The organism is Okeania sp. SIO2F4, from assembly GCF_010672385.1.
Taxonomy (GTDB): domain Bacteria; phylum Cyanobacteriota; class Cyanobacteriia; order Cyanobacteriales; family Microcoleaceae; genus Trichodesmium.
The window spans coordinates 1-18,857 of sequence record NZ_JAAHGT010000072.1 but is presented as its reverse complement, the minus strand read 5'-3'; the positions used below and the strand labels follow the sequence as shown (position 1 = coordinate 18,857).

Sequence of the window (18,857 nt, the reverse complement as noted above, 5' to 3'; positions counted from 1 at the left end):
AGCAACAACAGCACGCTAGTAGACAGGACATATTACAACAGTTTAAAAATAATCCAACTGAAGAAATTGGTGACTCTCCAACTTTTGGTTCTACTACTCAAAAAATTGTACTATTTGAGTTCTCAGATTTTCAATGCCCTTTTTGTGCAAAAGCACAGGAAAATCTCAAAAAATTTATGGATAAGCATCAAGATAGAGTAACTTTAGTATTTAAACATCTACCTTTAACAAGAATTCATCCCCAAGCAATACCAGCAGCAAAAGCATCTTGGGCAGCTCAAAAACAAGGAAAATTTTGGGAATATCACGATGCTTTATTTGAACAACAAGACAAATTAGGAGAAGAATTGTATGTAGAGATTGCTAATAATTTGGATTTAGATATAGAAAAGTTTAATAGCGATCGCCAATCTGAAGCAGCAACTACTTCCATTGAAACCGATATTAAATTAGCTCAAAAAATTGGTGTTTCTGGTACGCCATTTTTTGTGATGAATGGAGAAACTTTTTCTGGTGCAGTAAAACTGTCTCAGATGGAGGAAACTTTAGCTAAAGTTAGTGAATAAATATAAGTTTAGAAAGAATTAAAATTGGATGGCTTCAAGAAGTAAAAAGGGAAAATTGGATAGGTATACCAACGGCAAGACGTTCCACTTCTTAATAGCTGAAAAAATGGCGTGGCTGAACCAAGGGATGAATCTTTGTAGAAAAGGTAAATCCCATCTTTCACTTCCTCTTTACTCTAATACCAAATCTGCTTAATATGGTATAAAAAAATTTTCTATCTTCACATAATGCCAAATCTTTCTAACTCTTCCCATTTCCGCACCTCCCCACACTAATTAATCCCAGAAATATGCAACGCCGAAAAAATTGCTGCTTCTAATACACCTTTCTTTGTGATGAATAGAAAAACTTTTTCTGGCACAGTAGAATTGTCTGATATAGAGAATACTTTAGCTAAAGTTAATTAGTAGGTAAGCAATCCAGCCGTCAGTCATCAGTTATTAGTTAGCAGCATAAGGATATGTGAAGGAGTGAAGAATTAAAAGTATTGACATAGATAATAGATAAAGGAGATTAGGTAAACTGAGATATTTACCAAAGCACCTCTAAAAATTATCTAGACTGATTTGCTTAATAACTGACTTGATTTTTATTGCTGACTGCTAATAGCTGAATACTTACGTCAGTAGATATTTTCCTTGTTTTTCCCAGAAGCAGAAGGCTTCAATAATTAATAATTAATAATTAATAATTAATAATTACCTCTTCTTATAAAGAAGAGGATTGGCGCTCAAATAATTTTTTTCTTCTCTTGGTTGATTGGATATGGCGAGGAGACCTCGCCATCCCTCAACCGCTTTTTTCTCCATGAATGGAGAGGCTTTATACCTTAATTTTCCGGTAAAAAAGATTGAATTTTTACTTTATGCTAGACTTTCAAATTAATCTCAACCTCAAAAAAATTAAAAATGGATTGTACAACCCATTTTTAATTTGAATAATTTTTTATTAAACAGTATTTTTTGTTATTAAACAGTAACTAACTGAGGTTCAGGAACAGGACGCTTACTATTACGAATACCATTAATTGCCTCTGCATAATCATCCGCTTTAAATACAGCAGAACCTGCAACAATAGCATTAGCACCAGCTTCTAATACCTGCCAAGTATTATTAGTTTTCAGGCCACCATCAACTTCAATCCAAGGATCGAGTCCCCGCTCATCACACATTTTGCGAAGTTGACGAATTTTAGGCAATACCCCAGGAATAAAACTCTGGCCTCCAAAACCAGGGTTAACACTCATAATCAATACTAAGTCACACAAATCTAGAACATATTCAACTAATTCTAGAGGTGTGGAAGGATTAAGAACAACACCTGCTTGCTTACCCAACTCCTTAATTTGGCCTAGAGTTCGGTGCAAATGAGGTGAAGCATTATGTTCAGCATGAACAGAGATAATATCAGCACCTGCCTTAGCAAAATCTTCAACATACTTCTCTGGTTCCACAATCATTAAGTGGACATCAAGAGGTTTTTGAGTAACAGGACGAAGTGCTTTGACAATTAATGGACCAATAGTAATGTTAGGAACAAAACGGCCATCCATTACGTCAACATGAATCCAATCAGCACCAGCTTTATCTATAGCTCGGACTTCATCTCCAAGACGGCTAAAATCTGCTGATAATATAGATGGGGCGATAACAATAGATTTCTTATCGGTAGTGGTCATTAGAGTAAATGTTCTCCTACTTACTGGATTACCGTAAATTTTAACACTAATTTAATTATTTATTATCAGAATGTGTAGATGGAGAAGTCCTAGTTTAGTTTTTAGGCTTGATTAAAGAGGAATTTTATCCAACTATTGTTAGAGTCTAAAAGACTGCGAAGTGTAATTTAAAGTTTGACCAAAATTCTCAACAACTATTGAGGATGTATTTATTTTATATATAGCAATTCTCATCTCTCTTGTGAGGTAAAAAATTCATTTGTTTTAAGGAGTAGGTAGGGACGTTCTATGCAACGGGAGTAGACCGTAGTAATTCGGGAAACAGGGAATAGTGGTGCCACCCCGCGGGGTGCGACAGACGTAAGAGAATGCTGACCAACACAGGGAACGCGCACCAAGAGAGAAAAGAAGAAAAACAACTGTACCTCAAGCTTTTTGACAAACGTTATATAAAAATTAAAATCTCATTAGTTGGAGAAAAATTATTTTATTTCTATATAGAAAGATAGATAATATAGCAGTAATATTTGGGTTGATTACTATGATATAACCAATAAGCTGTTGCAGATTTTAACTGTGAATATACGTATTGAGTTAAAAAAATCCCGATCAATTAAATATCTTTCCCTACTCTTTTTTCCTGTGATATAGCAATCACCGAATCAGATGTGAGAATTGAGATGTTCCTTAAAAGGATAGAATATAGCAGTTATATTATGAAGAAGATACATTTTCTTCTTCTTTCCTGTAGCAATAGTGCCTCCATACCTAAAAGTCTCCAATATCTCACAACTCAAATCATATTGCTATATTTACTATTCTCAATACAAATGTATATTAGCTTAAGCATAATCTGCCTAATTTTAATTATCTAAGTAGTCGTGCAAAATTAATTACACATACTCTAAAACTAAAAAGCTGATGCTGTAAAAATTATAGGGAATAAATAATGGTAATTAATTTTGCTTAAGCATTTAAATACTGCCAAAAATTTTACTTTTACCGATAACCCAAATAACTAAAGATGAAAAATACCGACCAACTAGAAAATCCTCACATCAACCGTCAAGAACTATTTTTGTTAGTAACTCCAATATTAGGTTTCTTTCCCGCAATGTGGATTTTGCTTCGTCAAAAGGCTAGTCTACAACATAGAGCAGTAAGCCGATTAATTGTGACTCTAACCTTAATTTGGTTATTAGGAAATATCTTGTTGCAATTAGGAGGCGAAATAGGGGAATCTGGTACTATCACCTTGTTATTAATAAATAGCCTACTAACTACCAGCTACTTTATAGTTACTTTCGGACTAATGGTTCGGATCTGGAAAAGACAACCCTTATGGCTACCAGGAATTAGCCAGATAGCAGAGAAAGTGGTAGGTAAACATTTATGATTGTTAAAGGTTATATTAAACTGTTGAAAATTGAGATTTTCAGCAAAATTCGTCTGACAAAAAATTCTATTTTAATATTTAGTGTGTGAGGAAACCAGTGCCCGCTAATAAATTTTTAAATTCAACCGCTAGTAAAGAATCAAAAACAGAAAATTACCAGAAACAACCTTCCCAATTTACTCCCGGACGTTGGTTTGGCTTAGGTTTAGGTTTAGCTGGAGTAGCAATGATATCTGCCACAGCAGGAGCTTTGTTAGCAGTATCTCTTTCTAGCACCCCACTAATGCAACAAAGACTATCTCCAGAAGAAGCAGCAGTATTTTCTCAAAAAGATTTGGCCAAAAGCAGTATGAGATTGCCAGAGTTAACTCGACCTGTCAATATATTGTTGTTAGGAATTAAGGTATTAACATCAGATTTAGAAGAATATCCCCATGATGAATATCTAGGATATCATGCTTTGGTTAATTCTTTTAAAGGATTATCTGATACGATGCTTCTGGTAAGGTTTGACCCTGAAAATCAGAAGTTAACCTTACTCTCTATTCCCAGAGATACTCGAACTTATGTAGAAGATCGAGGCTTAACCAAGATTAATGCGGCCAATTATTATGGTGGGCCAGCCAAAAGTGCAAAAGCTGTTAGTGAACTTTTGGGTGGGGTAGGAATAGACCGTTACATTAGAGTCAATGTACAAGGTGTAGAAAAATTGATAGACGCTCTTGGAGGTGTGAAAGTTCATGTACCTAAAGACATGAAATATCAAGATGATAGTCAACACCTCTATATTAATCTTAAAGAGGGCGAACAACATCTCAATGGCGACCAGGCTCTACAATTTATGAGATTTCGCTATGATAATTTAGGGGACATTGGGCGAGTCCAAAGGCAGCAACTTTTGATGCGAGCTTTTATGGAACAGTCGGTTAATGTGAAAACTCTATCCCGACTGCCAAAAATTCTTTCAGTAATTCAGTCTCATATTGATACAAATTTGAGTGTAGAGGAATTAGTAGCTTTAATGAATTTTGCTACTAAGATTAAGCGACCTAATGTACAAATGTTAATGGTACCTGGTCAGTTTAGTAATCCTGAAGAATATAAGGCTAGTTACTGGTTGCCCGATCTGAGAACCCTAGATAATATGATAGCCAAACACTTTGACTTTGGTTACGATCGTTGGGAAGTAGAAAATTTAGATTCTTACTATATTAGAGTAGCAATTCAAGATAGCACTGATAATTGGGAAACTGTCGATGAATTAGTTAGGTCTCTCAATGATGCTGGTTATTGGAATGTTAAAGTTGCTAAACCCTGGAGTAAACCTTTAGAAGTAACTCGAATTATTGCTCAGAAAGGAGATATTCAAGCGGCACAAGCAGTTCAAAAGTCTCTAGGTTTTGGAGAAGTTTTTGTAGAAAGTACGGGATATTTAAAGTCAGATGTAACTATTCAGTTAGGACAAGATTGGTTGCCAATTAAAGATGAATCTCAAAATTCACAAAATTGGTAAAAATTGTCATTTATTTTTATATCCACTGGTGTAGAATTTGCAGTTAGGGCATTAAAGAAGGACATTCCACTGGAATGTCTCTACCCTAACACTATTTTCTGAAAATACTTTCAAAAATTAGCAGACAATTAAAATTGTTGATTTCCAAAGACTCTAGTTATTTGGTAAGTAGGTTTTACTCAGAGAAAGTAAAATTAGTACAAACCCAACCTGAAATAACCAAGGAATCACATTAAAAAACCAAATTAATCCAATGACCCCTATACAAGGTGCTAATATTCTAGGAATGCCATCCAAGGTTTTGACATCAGTATTGAAACTGACAAAAATAGCTAGAAAAAAAAGACTTAAGGGAATTATATAGGTAATATTCATTTGATTTATGGTATTTATGAATTCTTGACATTGATCAATATTATAACTAATAAAAATATGGGCTAACTAAGTTTTAGCTTAGGAATTGCCAAGTTTGAGATTAATTTTTGGAGACATATAATGACACAATAATGTCTGATTTTATGAAATAGATACTTCATATTAATTGGCAAAGGGAGAAAAATCCTCAATTACGGTTCATGCTCATCTCCAACTAGAGAAACTTCCTCTTCTCAACTTTCAATCAGATCTTTTAATCAGAGAAATAATTTTCGCTTAAGATAGGGAATAAGGTAAATTTAGCGCCAAAATTTAGGACAGTTGAAATGCTCAGACTTGATAGGGACTTAGCCAGTGTCGAGTCAGCAAAAAAAAATGAGAGTTGAGATTATTAACTCAAAGATGAAACTTATAAAATTTATTCATTAGTAAACTAATCAATTCCAGAAAAAACTCTGGTATCTTAATTATTCAAAGAAACTAAAATAGTTAATCCAAGTTATTCAAAGTACATTACTCAAACTTGTTAATCATGTTAGGTAAATTTTTCCGCAAACCAGAAGCAGAACTAAGCGATCGCGTTCCTCCTGGTCAACACTTGGCAAAAGGTTTTCCCGTACTAACTTATGGTGAGACTCCTAATATTAGTAAAGACGAATGGGAATTAAAAGTATGGGGTTTAGCTAAACCAGTTACCTTTAGTTGGTCAGACTTAATGGCCATGCCACAAAATCACTTCACAGCAGATTTTCATTGTGTTACTCGTTGGTCAAAACTTGATGTTCAGTGGACAGGGGTAAAAGTTACAGATTTTATGGCTCATGTAGAGTTAGACCCCAAAGCTATCCATATTATGGAACATTGCTATGGAGGTTACACCACTAATATTTCTGTAGCTGACTTCCTTAGAGAAGAAAATTTCTTTGCCCACACTCTATTTGGTGAACCATTACCTCCCGATCATGGTGGTCCTATGCGATTAGTAGTTCCTCATCTCTATGCTTGGAAAAGTGCAAAATGGATTAATGGGCTAGAATTTCTAGACAATGAAGATTTAGGTTTTTGGGAACGTAATGGTTATCACAAACGTGGTGAACCTTGGGCAGAAGAACGTTATGGATCTATTTAAGGAGATGGGAAAATGGATAGTGAGGTACAGTTTAATACTAATTTCCGCCTTGGTGAATGATTGTATGATTTTTAGTAGGGGCGATTCGCGAATTGTTTAGTAGGGGCGATTCGCGAATCGCCCCTACAGTAGTCAGTAGTTAAAAGAGTTTTTTTTGTTACCTGGACTTTTAGATTTTTTAGACTGTAAATGGCTTCAAACCCAGTATGAGCAAGGGAAATACCTGAACTTGCTTAAAATAGATGAAACCTAGATATATCAAGAAAATGTTTAATTTCAGGTAAAAACATTACAGTATAAAGGTTTGACCTTATTTTTAACCTGTTTTTTCCTAAAGTCCAGTTACTATCAATCTTACTTCGATACGAATTTCATACCTTATTTCACCAATTCCCTATTCCCTATTCCCTATTCCCTGTTATAGCAATGACTGAAAACAATAAACCTCAAAACTATCCAGCATCTCCAGAAATTATCCCTGGGTTTTCACCTTGGCTAACTCCCTTAACTTACTTTCTTGTATGTAAAGTTCTCTTACCTTTTTATTTCAACATAAAAGTTAGGGGTCAAGAAAAACTTCCTACTAATAAAGAAGCAATTATCCTTGCGCCGACTCATCGTTCTCGGTGGGACCCTCTAATTATGGCTTATATGGTAGGTTTAGTTAGTAACCGTTACCTGCGATATATGGTTTCCCAAGAACAAACAGAAGGTTTTCAAGGTTGGTTTATTCGTCGCTTGGGTGGTTTTCCAGTCGATCGCGATAATCCAGGGATATCTAGTATTCGTCATAGTGTTAAACTCCTGAAAGAGGGGGAAATTTTGGTACTATTTCCCGAAGGAAAAATATATCCTGAAGATAATGAAATTCATTTTATTCAACCAGGAGTTTCCCGTATAGCACTACAGGTAATATCTAGTGGTGCTGAACCGAATCTTAAAATTATTCCTATTAGTATTTTATACGATCATCCTGCACCTCCACCCTGGCGGTGTGGTGTACATGTTAATATCGGCGATCCTTTAGAAGTTAAAGATTATCTCGGTAATTCCACAAAGCAAGCTGCTCAAGAACTTACCGCGAATATGGAACTTTCTCTGAAGCAATTACATAAAAAATATTAGTTTTACAAGTCTTTTTAATTATAGGGGTTTGGTGACCAAACCCCTACTTATATGAAGTACGAAAATTACCAAATCTTTCTAAATTCTCTTTCCTTCTAATATCAAATCCGATTAAGTAGGTATAAAAAAAATTTTCCATCTTCGCGTCATTGCCAAATCTTTACAAGATTACCCAATTTCCCCATGTTCCCACACTCCCCAAATTCCTATCCTGGGAGGGGTTAGGGGTGGGTTTCAACACCCTTGATATAATTAGACATAGGCGTGAAAAAGATATAGATTTTTTGTGGCTAGTAGGGAACAGGGTATATATTTTCACGAAAAAGATACGAAAAATGATTTCGGAGAGTGAATTTTACAACTCTAGCTTGTCTTAAATAAAGAGCAAGTTTATTTTCTGGAGAGGTCTATTATACCAATGCTATCTCCTTTGATATAACTCCTTCTCCAATTATACTTATACTACCGGACTTGATATTACTACTAAATATTTTGTGCTTGAATAGCTGTAATTGCCACAGTATTAATGATATCCTCTACTTTGCAACCGCGACTAAGATCGTTTACTGGCTTTTTCAAACCTTGCAATATAGGTCCGATAGCGATCGCTCCTGTCTCTCTTTGCACTGCCTTATAAGTATTATTCCCCGTATTCAAATCTGGAAAAACAAACACTGTTGCTTGTCCGGCAACTTTAGAACCAGGCATTTTCTGAGCTGCCACAGCAGCATCTACTGCAGCATCATATTGCATCGGACCTTCTAATTGTAACTCTGGTTGCCGTTGTTGAGCGATCGCTGTTGCTTGGCGAACTTTTTCCACTTCTTCTCCTTTACCAGAAGAACCTGAAGAATAGGATAACATAGCAACTTTTGGTTCAATGCCAAATATAGAGGCAGTTTCTGCTGAAGCTAGAGCTATTTCAGCTAATTCTTCAGGGTTAGGATGAGGATTAACTGCACAGTCTCCATAAACTAAAATGTGACTTTCCAGACACATAAAAAAGACGGAGGAAACCAGAGAAAAACCGGGTTTAGTTTTAATTATTTGTAGTGCTGGTCTGATAGTATGTTGAGTTGTATGCACTGCACCAGAAACCATGCCATCTGCATCCCCACATTCAACCATCATCGTGCCAAAGTAAGATACATCTATCATGTAATCTTTTGCTGCATCCAGCGTCATTCCTTTATGTTTTCTGAGTTCATAGAAAGTTTCCACATATTCAGAGAATTTCGGGTGTTGTTTCGGTGTAATGATATTGAGGGTGTTAACATCTAAGTTAATGCCATGTTTTCTGATAGAACTTTCAATATCTTTGCGACTACCTAAAAGAGTTAAATCAACCATTCCTTGACTAAGGAGAAAAGAGACTGCTTGGAGAATACGAGGTTCCCCTCCTTCTGGTAAAACAATATGCTTTCTGAGAGATTTTGCTTGTTGATGCAAATTATAAATAAACATTTTCGGAGTAATACCATGAGACTTAATCTCACGCAACCTTTTTTCTAGCTTAGTTCCATCAACATACTTAGCAAATAATTCTAGACTCAAACGAATTTTTTCGATATCACCTGCAATAATGGAACCCTTTACCTCTTTTGCAAGAGCCGCAGTAGTATAAGTATCAGTTTCTACAGAGAGAATGGGTAGAGGATGAGCTAAACCATCAATTAGTTTCAGAATTGATGGTGCAGGAGAAATACCTCCCGATAGTAAAATTCCTGCTAGAGAGGGATAATTAACTGAATGTTCCGCTTGTAACATCGCCAATATTAGGTCGCCGCGATCGCCTGGAGTAATAATTAATTGACCCTCCTCCAACCAATTTAAGGCGTTAGAAACTTGCATTGCTGTTACTAAATAGTCAGAGACAAGATTATCTAGTTTCTTTTTTCCATCAATAAGGGATGCTTGAAGTTGTGCTGCTACTTCTCCAACTCGTGGATTTTCCAGTTTCGAGGTGTAAGGAATTACAGACAGTAAATAGTTGAATTGGTCATATTCAGATGCTAATACTTGGTTAAGTTCATTAATTTGTTGAGAGACAACTTTATTAACTACAATTCCCATAATTTGACAATTTTTCTCTTGATAAGCATCCAGAGCAATTTGAATGGTACTGGTTATTTCTTCGATGCTTTTTTGGTAACCATTAGTTAACAGAATAATCGGACAACCTAAATTTTGTACAATTTCCCGATTAATATCGAATTCCAAAGCCAAACTTTGACCTAAATAATCAGAACATTCGCAGAGAATAAAATCACAATTTGCTTCTAAGGATTTGTATTTAGTAATGATTTTTTCTAAAACTTGTTCATGTTTATGTTGATTAATCAGTTGAAGTACTTCGCTTTCTAATAAACCATAAGAATCTTCATAGTTTTGTGGCAAATTAAATTGAGTAATTATCAGCTCAATTTCTTTGTCTTTTTTGCCTGTTGATGTTCCTCTAATTAGAGGTCTAAAAAAACCTACTTTAGTCGTTTTTAGTAAGGCTTGTTCTATAATTCCTAATGCAAGTAAAGCTTTGCCACTGTCTGCTTCAAGGGTACTGATATAGAGAGATATTGTCATAATTTTAATTCATCCTCTCGATCTCTTCAAGGCTTACAGAATAATTAATAATTAATAATGAATAATTAAGAGTTTATAGTTAATAATTATTCATTCAACAATTTAGGTTTAAAGCCTCCCCTTTTAAGGGGATAAAATCAAAAAAAATACTTTTAGTCAATCCTATCTGTTTTAAGAAGAGGTAATTATTAATTGTTAATTGCTGAATTACCTTTAAATATTATAACCTTAATTATTACTTAATTCTGACTACTGTACCTTGCAATCGGACGGCTTCCCTGCCTGACTCCTAAGAACAAAGACACTGTAGCAAAATTTTATGAAATTGGTATTACTAGATTTGTTTTCTTGGATACATTTGATGCTGATACCTAGAATCTGCTAACAAATTTTGGTTGAGAAATATAACCATAACATGGTTTGTTTAAGGATAAGTTATGACCAAAAAATAACGACCGCTTTTTCTCCTTAAAAGGAGAAGCTTTAAACCTTTGGGGATTAATTATCAATTACCCATTGTAAAGACGTTGAAATTGGAATAAGAAATAAGAAAAAAAGGAAAAAAAATAGATACTCTTATTAGTTCTATAACTTTAGGCACAATTTATGAATTCCTCCCTACTTGAACACTATAGCAATAATGAATCAGTTCAGAGAATTGAGATGTTCCTTAAAAGTATAAATATAATAGTTATCAAATTCAGATATATTCATTTTTTTCTTCTTCTCTATTCACTGTTCCCTAAAAGTATTCAATATCTCACAACCTAAATCATATTGCTATATAAATTTCCAATTTCATTTTTGTAGCATTTTTTTTGATAATTGGTATAATAAAAGATTATCCAACTCGGAACATAATTTGTATATATCATTTTTGATGGACAAACAATAATAGTAGACACAAAAATTAAGCAAAATTTAACTATTTTCTACAGCAATTTTATTGTCAAAGTGAAGTATAGTTTAGTTGTACTAAATACGATACTAATTTTGTCCTGCAATCTTTGACTATGAGTACAAGCAAATGTAAAAAATATCTGCATTCAATTTAAAAATAGGCATTTGCTATGTTTACTAGGTTTTAAAGAGGCAGAATTTTGTATAAGGAATCTGAAAATAATGGTCTCAACTCCAGAAAAAACAGCCTTAATTAGTGCCTTTGGTCCAGCGCGTTCAACGGTTGAAGGCACACCTCTAAGTCCTGATGAACTCTACAAAATGCAGGCATTTTGGCGTGCTTCCTGCTATTTAATGGTAGGGATGATTTATCTGAAAAAGAATCCTTTACTACGGGAACCTCTACAACCAGAACAAATTAAGAGTAGAATTCTCGGACATTGGGGTTCAAGTTCTGGTCAAGCCTTCATTTGGATACATCTCAACCGAATTATCAAAAAATATGACCTCAACATGATTTATATGTCTGGTCCAGGACATGGCGCACCAGGAGTGTTAGCTCCAACTTATTTGGAAGACACTTACTCAGAGGTCTATCCTGACAAGGGTCAAAATATACAAGGTCTAGAAAAATTCTTCAAAGAGTTCTCTTTCCCTGGCGGTATTGGTAGTCACTGTACACCAGAAACTCCTGGTTCTATCCATGAGGGTGGTGAACTTGGTTATGTACTTTCTCATGCCACAGGTTCAATTCTTGATAATCCAGATTTAATTTCTGTGCCAGTTGTAGGAGATGGTGAGTCAGAAACAGGACCTCTGGCTACATCTTGGCATTCTAATAAATTTATTAATCCCATTACAGATGGTGCTATCTTACCAATTCTGCATCTAAATGGTTATAAGATTAACAATCCTACAATTTTAGCTAGAATCAGCCATGAGGATTTAAAAAATCTATTTTTGGGGTATGGTTATCAACCATATTTTGTTGAAGGGTCCGATCCAGATAGTATGCACCAAGCAATGGCTGCAACTTTAGATCATTGTGTTCAAGAAATTAAAGCTATTCAGCAAGAAGCAAGAAGTTCTGGCAATGCCGATCTACCACGGTGGCCGATGATTATATTCCGGACACCTAAAGGATGGTCAGCTCCCTCAGAAATTGATGGACACAAAGTTGAAGGTTTCTGGCGGGCGCACCAAGTACCGATGACTGATGTTGCTAAAAATCCAGAACATCTAAAAATTTTAGAAGAGTGGCTGCGTAGCTATAAACCAGAAGAACTTTTTGATGAAAATGGCAAATTCAAAGCAGAATTAAGAGAAATAGCTCCTTATGGTGCCCGTCGGATGAGTGCTAACCCTCATGCCAATGGTGGTCTTCTCTGCAAACAATTGAATATGCCTAAATTCCAGGAATACGGTATACAGGTAGATAAACCTGGAACAATAGAAGCAGAAAATACTCGTCCTTTGGGTGTATTTCTCCGGGATGTCATGGCTAAGAACATGAATAATTTCCGGGTATTCGGACCTGATGAAAATACTTCCAATAAGCTGAATGCCATTTATGAAGTTAGTAAGAAAACTTGGATGGCAGAGTTTCTACCGGAAGACTTAGATGGTGGGGAGCTTGCACGAGATGGCCGTGTGATGGAAATGTTGAGCGAACATACTCTCGAAGGTTGGATGGAAGGATACATATTGACGGGAAGACACGGCTTTTTGTCGACTTACGAGGCATTTGCCCATGTAATTGATTCAATGGTGGGTCAGCATACAAAGTGGATTGAAAAGTGCAATGAACTTAGTTGGCGTGAAAAAATTCCTTCTCTAAATTTGTTGATTACTTCTACAGTTTGGCGACAAGACCACAACGGTTTTACTCACCAAGATCCAGGTTTCCTAGATGTAGTTTCTAACAAGACTCCAGATGTAACTCGGATTTATCTACCACCTGATGTTAACTGTTTGTTATCGGTTGCTGACCACTGTTTGCGGAGTAAAAATTATGTAAATGTGATTGTGTCTGACAAACAGATGCACTTGCAGTACATGGATATGGATGCTGCTATTCAGCATTGTACTAAGGGTATAGGTATTTGGGATTGGGCAAGTAACGACCAGGGAATAGAGCCTGATGTTGTGTTGGCAACTGCTGGAGATATTCCAACTAAGGAAGCTTTAGCTGCTAGTGTCATGTTAAGGGAAGCTTTTTCTGACTTAAAGATTCGCTTTATTAATGTGGTCGATCTGTTTAAGTTACAACCAGATACAGAGCATCCTCATGGATTGAGCGATCGCGACTTTGATACTTTATTTACGCTGGATAAACCAATTATCTTTAACTTCCACGGTTATCCTTGGTTGATTCACCGTTATACTTACCGTCGCACTAATCACAAGAATCTCCATGTCCGAGGTTATAAAGAAAAGGGTAATATTAATACACCTTTAGAATTAGCTATTCGGAACAATATTGACCGCTTCAGTATTGCGATGGATGTGATTGACCGAGTAGACAAACTAAAAGTTGCAGGTGCTCATGCGAAAGAACATTTACGCAATGAGCAAATTTCTTGTCAAAACTATGCGTACGAGTATGGTGCTGACCGACCTGATGTTGTTAGTTGGAAATGGCCTTACTAGGTGAAGTGAGGAGTCAGAAGTTAGGAGTTAAATTATTACTGTCAGTCAATTTGAGAGTTTTAGAATTTCCTAATCGCCCTGGTGAATGCTATACAACTTTCATATCTAGAATGTTGCAGTAGTAGGTTGGGTTGCGCTGACGCTTAACCCAACAATCATTTGACTGGAACTGATAGCTTATTGTTGATAGTTATAGCAGTCGAAGCAAAGATGGGAACATTTCTAAATACTAAAACCAACTCAGAGATTACTTTTGACTTTTGCCTTTTGACTTTTAACTTATGCATAGTGCTATATATTTGTTTGGTTTCGCTTCCTCAACTCAACCTACTAGCGTGTCTAGATTTATTTTGTGAGTAAGTTTCAGTATCCCGGAAGACCTCTCCCCCAACCCCTCTCCTGCAAGGAGAGGGGTCAGTGTTCTCCCCCTTCTCACTGCTACCCAGAAGCAACCTAGGTAGGGAAAGGGAGTTGGGGGGTTAGGTTTTTACCCACAATTTTAGTCTAGACGAGCTACTACTAAGGTGTCTAGCTTTAGAATGTGGGTAAAGCAATTGCTAAGAAGGCAGTAAATTCAATATTATTGGCTTGTATTTACCCACAATTTTAGTCTAGACGAGCTACTACGCTTATTCCCCATTCCCTATTCCCTAATTAAAATGAAAGTCGCTGTTTTTAGTACCGAAAAATACGATCGCCAATTTTTAGAGGCAGCTAATACTGCTACTAATGCTAACCATGATTTTATTTTCCATGAAACTCGACTGGAGGCAAAAACTGCTACTTTGGCAACGGAATGTTCAGCAATTTGTGTATTTGTAAATGATGATTTAGGTGCTGAAACTCTGAAAATTTTAGCGGAGCAGGGTACTCGTCTAGTAGCTTTGCGGTCTACAGGATTTAATAATGTTGACTTGGAAACTGCTGCTGAAGTAGGCATTAAAGTTGTGCGAGTTAGTGTTTATTCTCCCTATTCAGTAGCAGAATTTACTATTGGGATGATGATGATGCTCAACCGTAAATTATATAAAGCTTATAATCGAGTGCGTGATGATAATTTCTCTTTAAATGGTTTATTAGGATTTGATTTACACGGTCGTACAGTTGGAATTGTCGGAACTGGTAAAATAGGTGTTATTGTTGCTCAGATTTTACATGGTTTTGGTTGTCATTTAGTTGGATACGATCCTTATCCTAATCCCAAATTTGCAGAAATTGATGATGCTCGTTACGTAGATTTACCTGAATTATTGGAAAGCTCTGATATTATTTCGTTGCATTGTCCTTTAACACCAGAAAATTATCATTTAATTAATCCTCAAACTATCAATAAAATGAAACGAGGAGTGATGTTAATTAACACCAGTCGCGGTCAATTAATTGATACAAAATCTGCTATTGAAGGGATAAAATCTGGAATTATTGGTTATTTTGGAATTGATGTTTATGAACAAGAAGAGAATATTTTCTTTAAAGATTTATCTGACACAATTATTCAGGATGATACTTTTCAATTATTACAATCTTTCCCTAATGTTTTGATTACTTCTCATCAAGCATTTTTTACTCAGGAAGCAATGAATGATATTGCGACTACAACTATTTCTAATATTACTGATTTTGAGGGAGGAAATTATCTGAGAAATGAAGTAAAACTTCCTGAAAAAGTTACCGCTAAGGCTTGAAATTAATTAGATGAAATCAAGATAGTTTGATTATTTTATTGTCATTGCTAGGCGGTAATAAAACAATTTAACCTGACTGGACAAAGCATCTTCTTAACCGACGGAATCTATAACATAACTGTAATACTAGAGATTGCTACGGGGGGAATAATTGTGTAAACCAAGATACAGCGTATTTCAGGTTTATGAGGTAAAGCAAAAATAGTTTTTATACCAGTTTTTAAAATGGTGGGAATTTATTAAATTAAGGACTGTACCTCATTTACTTGCAATCTGCTGTAATTGCTCTCTCATCCCCCCTCGTAATAACAATTAATATCATGTCCGCTGGGGCGCGTTTGTGTAAACCCAAGGATGAATATCTACAGGAAATTTAAGTTTTTTTTATTGCCCTTAAGTATTCTTGCCAGTTAAGTGTTCCCTACCTTTGCTATACAATACCGATGCTACCGGACATGATTAATATAAAATATCTGATTAATTGTATAATTAAGCTCATAGTTGGGCTTTACCCTAACATAAGTATTGTAAGGGCTAAAGCCCAACTACAAACAATTAATGCTAGGCGATCGCTTGCACAGGAGCAAGATGCTCCCACTCCTAAACAATTGAATAGGTTTTTGTTGAGAAACCCTTTTTCCTATTATACCAAGCGTGAAAAAAGAATGTTATGAATAACTAAGTGTAATTAAAAGACTTTACAGGAGATTTTCCTTTGACAGAAAAGATAATTTCCGACCTAAAAATGGTATTTAAGCCATTCATTATGACTCCTGACTCCTAATAGACATCTCCGGAAAATAAATAAATCTTTTAGTTATATTAGCTAAAGAAAGAATAAGTCACCATAAAAAATCCTTTTTCCTGCCTTTTTCGTAAAAATATCTTACCGAAAAATTAATAATTAATAATTAATAATTAAATAATTCGCGCCTTGAAGCCTCTCCTTGGATAGGGGAAAACAAAGACAATATTCCTTATATTCAATTCCCGAACGGTTTTAACCTTCTTGTAATTATCAATTATCCATTATCAATTATCCATTATCCATTAATGAACCGTTCCCTGTTCCCAGTTAAGTAGTTCCCTACTATGCGCAAAAAATCTATATCTTTTTCGGAGGGGTCTAATAAACAGCCTAGTTATTTGTAGTAAACATTTATAAAATTGGTATTATTCACAACCATTATTATCTAACAATACACTCCCACTACCACCAGACGGGCAATCCCTAATCATATTCTTCAACTCAAACTTATACAACTCATAAATATCATCAACAACATCATTAGGATCGTCAAACACATCCTCACTCGTATCAAACTCTACTTGACCACTACTACTAGCAACCTTCAGATTTTTAATAGGTGTGATACCAGCTTTAATAACTTCCGCATCAGGTAACTCCCGTCTGAAAGCCAAACTAAAATCAAATTCTTTGACTAAACTCTGAAAATAATTAACATTTTGTCCGCTGCTATAACGCTTTTGCAACTTATTAAAATCAAGACTGTCACCACCAGAAATACCATCAGTATCAGAACTAGACTCAATTTCATTTCCCGCCTCAAGATTACCACCACACAAAGGTTTATTCCGACTACCTAACCCATGACTGCCAACTACCCGACCATTGCTATCAAACACAGGTCCTCCACTCATACCAGCAGCAGTTTCATCAGTGTAAAAAATACTATAGCCCTGATGCTGAGGATCGGCATTAATCTTTCCCCTAACTGGACCCCAAGCTAAACGTCGTTGTCTGCGAGCTACTCTTTCACGACATCTACCTGTCTGCGGGTCTTTCTCTCTTTCAGGGTCAGGCCACCCAGAAATATAAATTCTGTCACTGAGATTCACCTGACGCGAGTCTCCTAGAGGAGCAACTGTATAATTTTTCTTGCTTTCAAATATAACGATCGCTAAATCTATACCCCTAACCTGATCTGTACCAACAGTATAATCAACTATATTCGTGTTGAGAATAAAGCGATCGCGACAACCAAATCTCACCAATACTGTCAATTTTGGACTACCTTTTAGAGGACACCCTCTACCATCATTAACATCTTTAATAATATGAATTTTCCCATCATAAGTTCTAATTCCATAGTATGGCTTTCCTCCTAATTTTTGCCAATAATGTTTGTTATCTAGGTGTCTTTGTAAAAAATTATGGGCGACAGTTAGCACATAATATTTATTTCCTTTTTTAGCAATAATTACCCCTGAACCTGGATGCCAAATACCTGATTTGCGTAATGGATTATTACGATTTTCTTCTAACTCTTGCCGTAATTCCGGAGTTAGTGCAGGAGCAATTAATACAGTTGTTTGTCTGGCTATAGAATTAATTTCCTCTATTGAAAGTTGAGCCAAAGCAGGAGTTGAGGCTAGAAAACTAAACAATATGCCACCTAGAAAAATAGATAATTTTTTAGTTGTTTTTATAAAAAAATATAGCATTTTTCTCCGAAAAATCGTGGTCTAAAATCTCCCCTTTTAAGGGGATAAACAAAAGATAATTCCGTATTTCAATCCCGAAGCTTTCCTACGGAATGCTGCGCAAACAGCTAGAGGTACTGATAACTGATAACTGAAATAACCCTTGCGAAACTTTATATTTTCGGAAGTATTCAGCCATTAGTTATTAACTAAGGTTTGCTGAAAAAGTCTGTTAGTTAAGAAAGGGAACGGGGAACAGGGAACAGTTTAGACTATATGCTACGGCAAAATTTTCTGATTGTTAGTGTCAAAACTCTAACATTTTGAGACGACAACAGCCAAAAACTAGGTACTTTTTCAGGATTTAAAAAGGCTAACACTTTGATCTGTTAATGCTTTTATATTTAATCAGCAAGCCCTAACTATATCGTCTTGAGAGGAGAAATTAATATCAATAAATTCAGAGAAAATTAAAAGTATGGATAAATGCTGAGTCAATAATCATAGCAATTTATATCATGTGCGGATAATTAGTATAGGATTTACGCAAAGACCGTATATATAGAGTTAAAAAACTATAACTATCTAGTTTTTTCCGCTATATGTAGTACCTCTGCGTAAGTCCTGTAGTAATAAAAAAACTTTCTCCTCCTTATAACTAGACTTCTCCAAAAATGAAAAATAAAATCAATTCTTATCTATAAATTATCAATTACTCTTCCCCTATTTCCTGTTTGCTCTTTTCTGGAGATGTCTACTAATAACTTTCTCGTCTTCCCTCCTGACTCCTGACTCCTCCCTTGTTATTTATAAC

At 35.5% G+C, this 18,857-nt stretch carries 11 protein-coding genes; 7 read left to right on the top strand and 4 right to left on the bottom strand.

Annotated features, from left to right (window positions below):
* The coding region (locus F6K22_RS07280) for a DsbA family protein (protein ID WP_293095216.1) at positions 1-566 on the top strand (566 nt) is incomplete at its 5' end.
* 969 nt (positions 567-1,535) lie between these two features.
* Here the strand turns inward: F6K22_RS07280 and rpe are convergent.
* Positions 1,536-2,246, bottom strand: a complete 711-nt coding sequence (rpe, locus tag F6K22_RS07275; protein ID WP_293095213.1) for a ribulose-phosphate 3-epimerase — start codon at positions 2,244-2,246, stop codon at positions 1,536-1,538.
* Between the two features lie 1,024 nt (positions 2,247-3,270).
* Between rpe and F6K22_RS07270 the strand changes: the two genes are divergently transcribed.
* Together F6K22_RS07270 and F6K22_RS07265 are read left to right on the top strand one after the other, a co-directional pair.
* Positions 3,271-3,642 (top strand): hypothetical protein, encoded by a 372-nt coding sequence (locus tag F6K22_RS07270; protein ID WP_293095210.1) that lies wholly within the window; start codon positions 3,271-3,273, stop codon positions 3,640-3,642.
* 97 nt (positions 3,643-3,739) lie between these two features.
* On the top strand, positions 3,740-5,155 hold the full coding sequence (locus F6K22_RS07265) for an LCP family protein (protein WP_293095207.1): 1,416 nt from the start codon (positions 3,740-3,742) through the stop codon (positions 5,153-5,155).
* A gap of 153 nt (positions 5,156-5,308) precedes the next feature.
* On the opposite strand, the gene F6K22_RS07260 is transcribed toward F6K22_RS07265, so the two are convergent.
* A complete protein-coding gene (locus tag F6K22_RS07260) occupies positions 5,309-5,530 on the bottom strand; it encodes a hypothetical protein (protein ID WP_293095205.1) in 222 nt (73 codons plus the stop codon).
* A gap of 532 nt (positions 5,531-6,062) precedes the next feature.
* On the opposite strand from F6K22_RS07260, the gene F6K22_RS07255 reads away from it, so the two are divergent.
* Positions 6,063-6,659, top strand: a complete 597-nt coding sequence (locus F6K22_RS07255; RefSeq protein ID WP_293095202.1) for a sulfite oxidase-like oxidoreductase — start codon at positions 6,063-6,065, stop codon at positions 6,657-6,659.
* Between the two features lie 426 nt (positions 6,660-7,085).
* Positions 7,086-7,784 (top strand): lysophospholipid acyltransferase family protein, encoded by a 699-nt coding sequence (locus tag F6K22_RS07250; protein ID WP_293095200.1) that lies wholly within the window; start codon positions 7,086-7,088, stop codon positions 7,782-7,784.
* 483 nt (positions 7,785-8,267) lie between these two features.
* Here the strand turns inward: F6K22_RS07250 and pta are convergent, their stop codons facing one another.
* The gene (gene pta / locus F6K22_RS07245) at positions 8,268-10,364 is read right to left on the bottom strand and encodes a phosphate acetyltransferase (protein WP_293095197.1); all 2,097 of its coding nucleotides are present in this window, start codon (positions 10,362-10,364) and stop codon (positions 8,268-8,270) included.
* Positions 10,365-11,486: 1,122 nt separating this feature from the next.
* Here pta and F6K22_RS07240 point away from each other — a divergent pair.
* Both F6K22_RS07240 and F6K22_RS07235 read left to right on the top strand, forming a co-directional pair.
* Positions 11,487-13,913: a phosphoketolase family protein gene (locus F6K22_RS07240; RefSeq protein WP_293095194.1), complete on the top strand. Its 2,427-nt coding sequence runs from the start codon at positions 11,487-11,489 to the stop codon at positions 13,911-13,913.
* Between the two features lie 659 nt (positions 13,914-14,572).
* Positions 14,573-15,598, top strand: a complete 1,026-nt coding sequence (locus F6K22_RS07235; protein WP_293095191.1) for a 2-hydroxyacid dehydrogenase — start codon at positions 14,573-14,575, stop codon at positions 15,596-15,598.
* 1,173 nt (positions 15,599-16,771) lie between these two features.
* On the opposite strand, the gene F6K22_RS07230 is transcribed toward F6K22_RS07235, so the two are convergent.
* Positions 16,772-18,064, bottom strand: coding sequence for a S1 family peptidase (locus tag F6K22_RS07230; protein ID WP_293095188.1), 1,293 nt, complete (start codon positions 18,062-18,064; stop codon positions 16,772-16,774).
* Positions 18,065-18,857 lie beyond the last annotated feature (793 nt).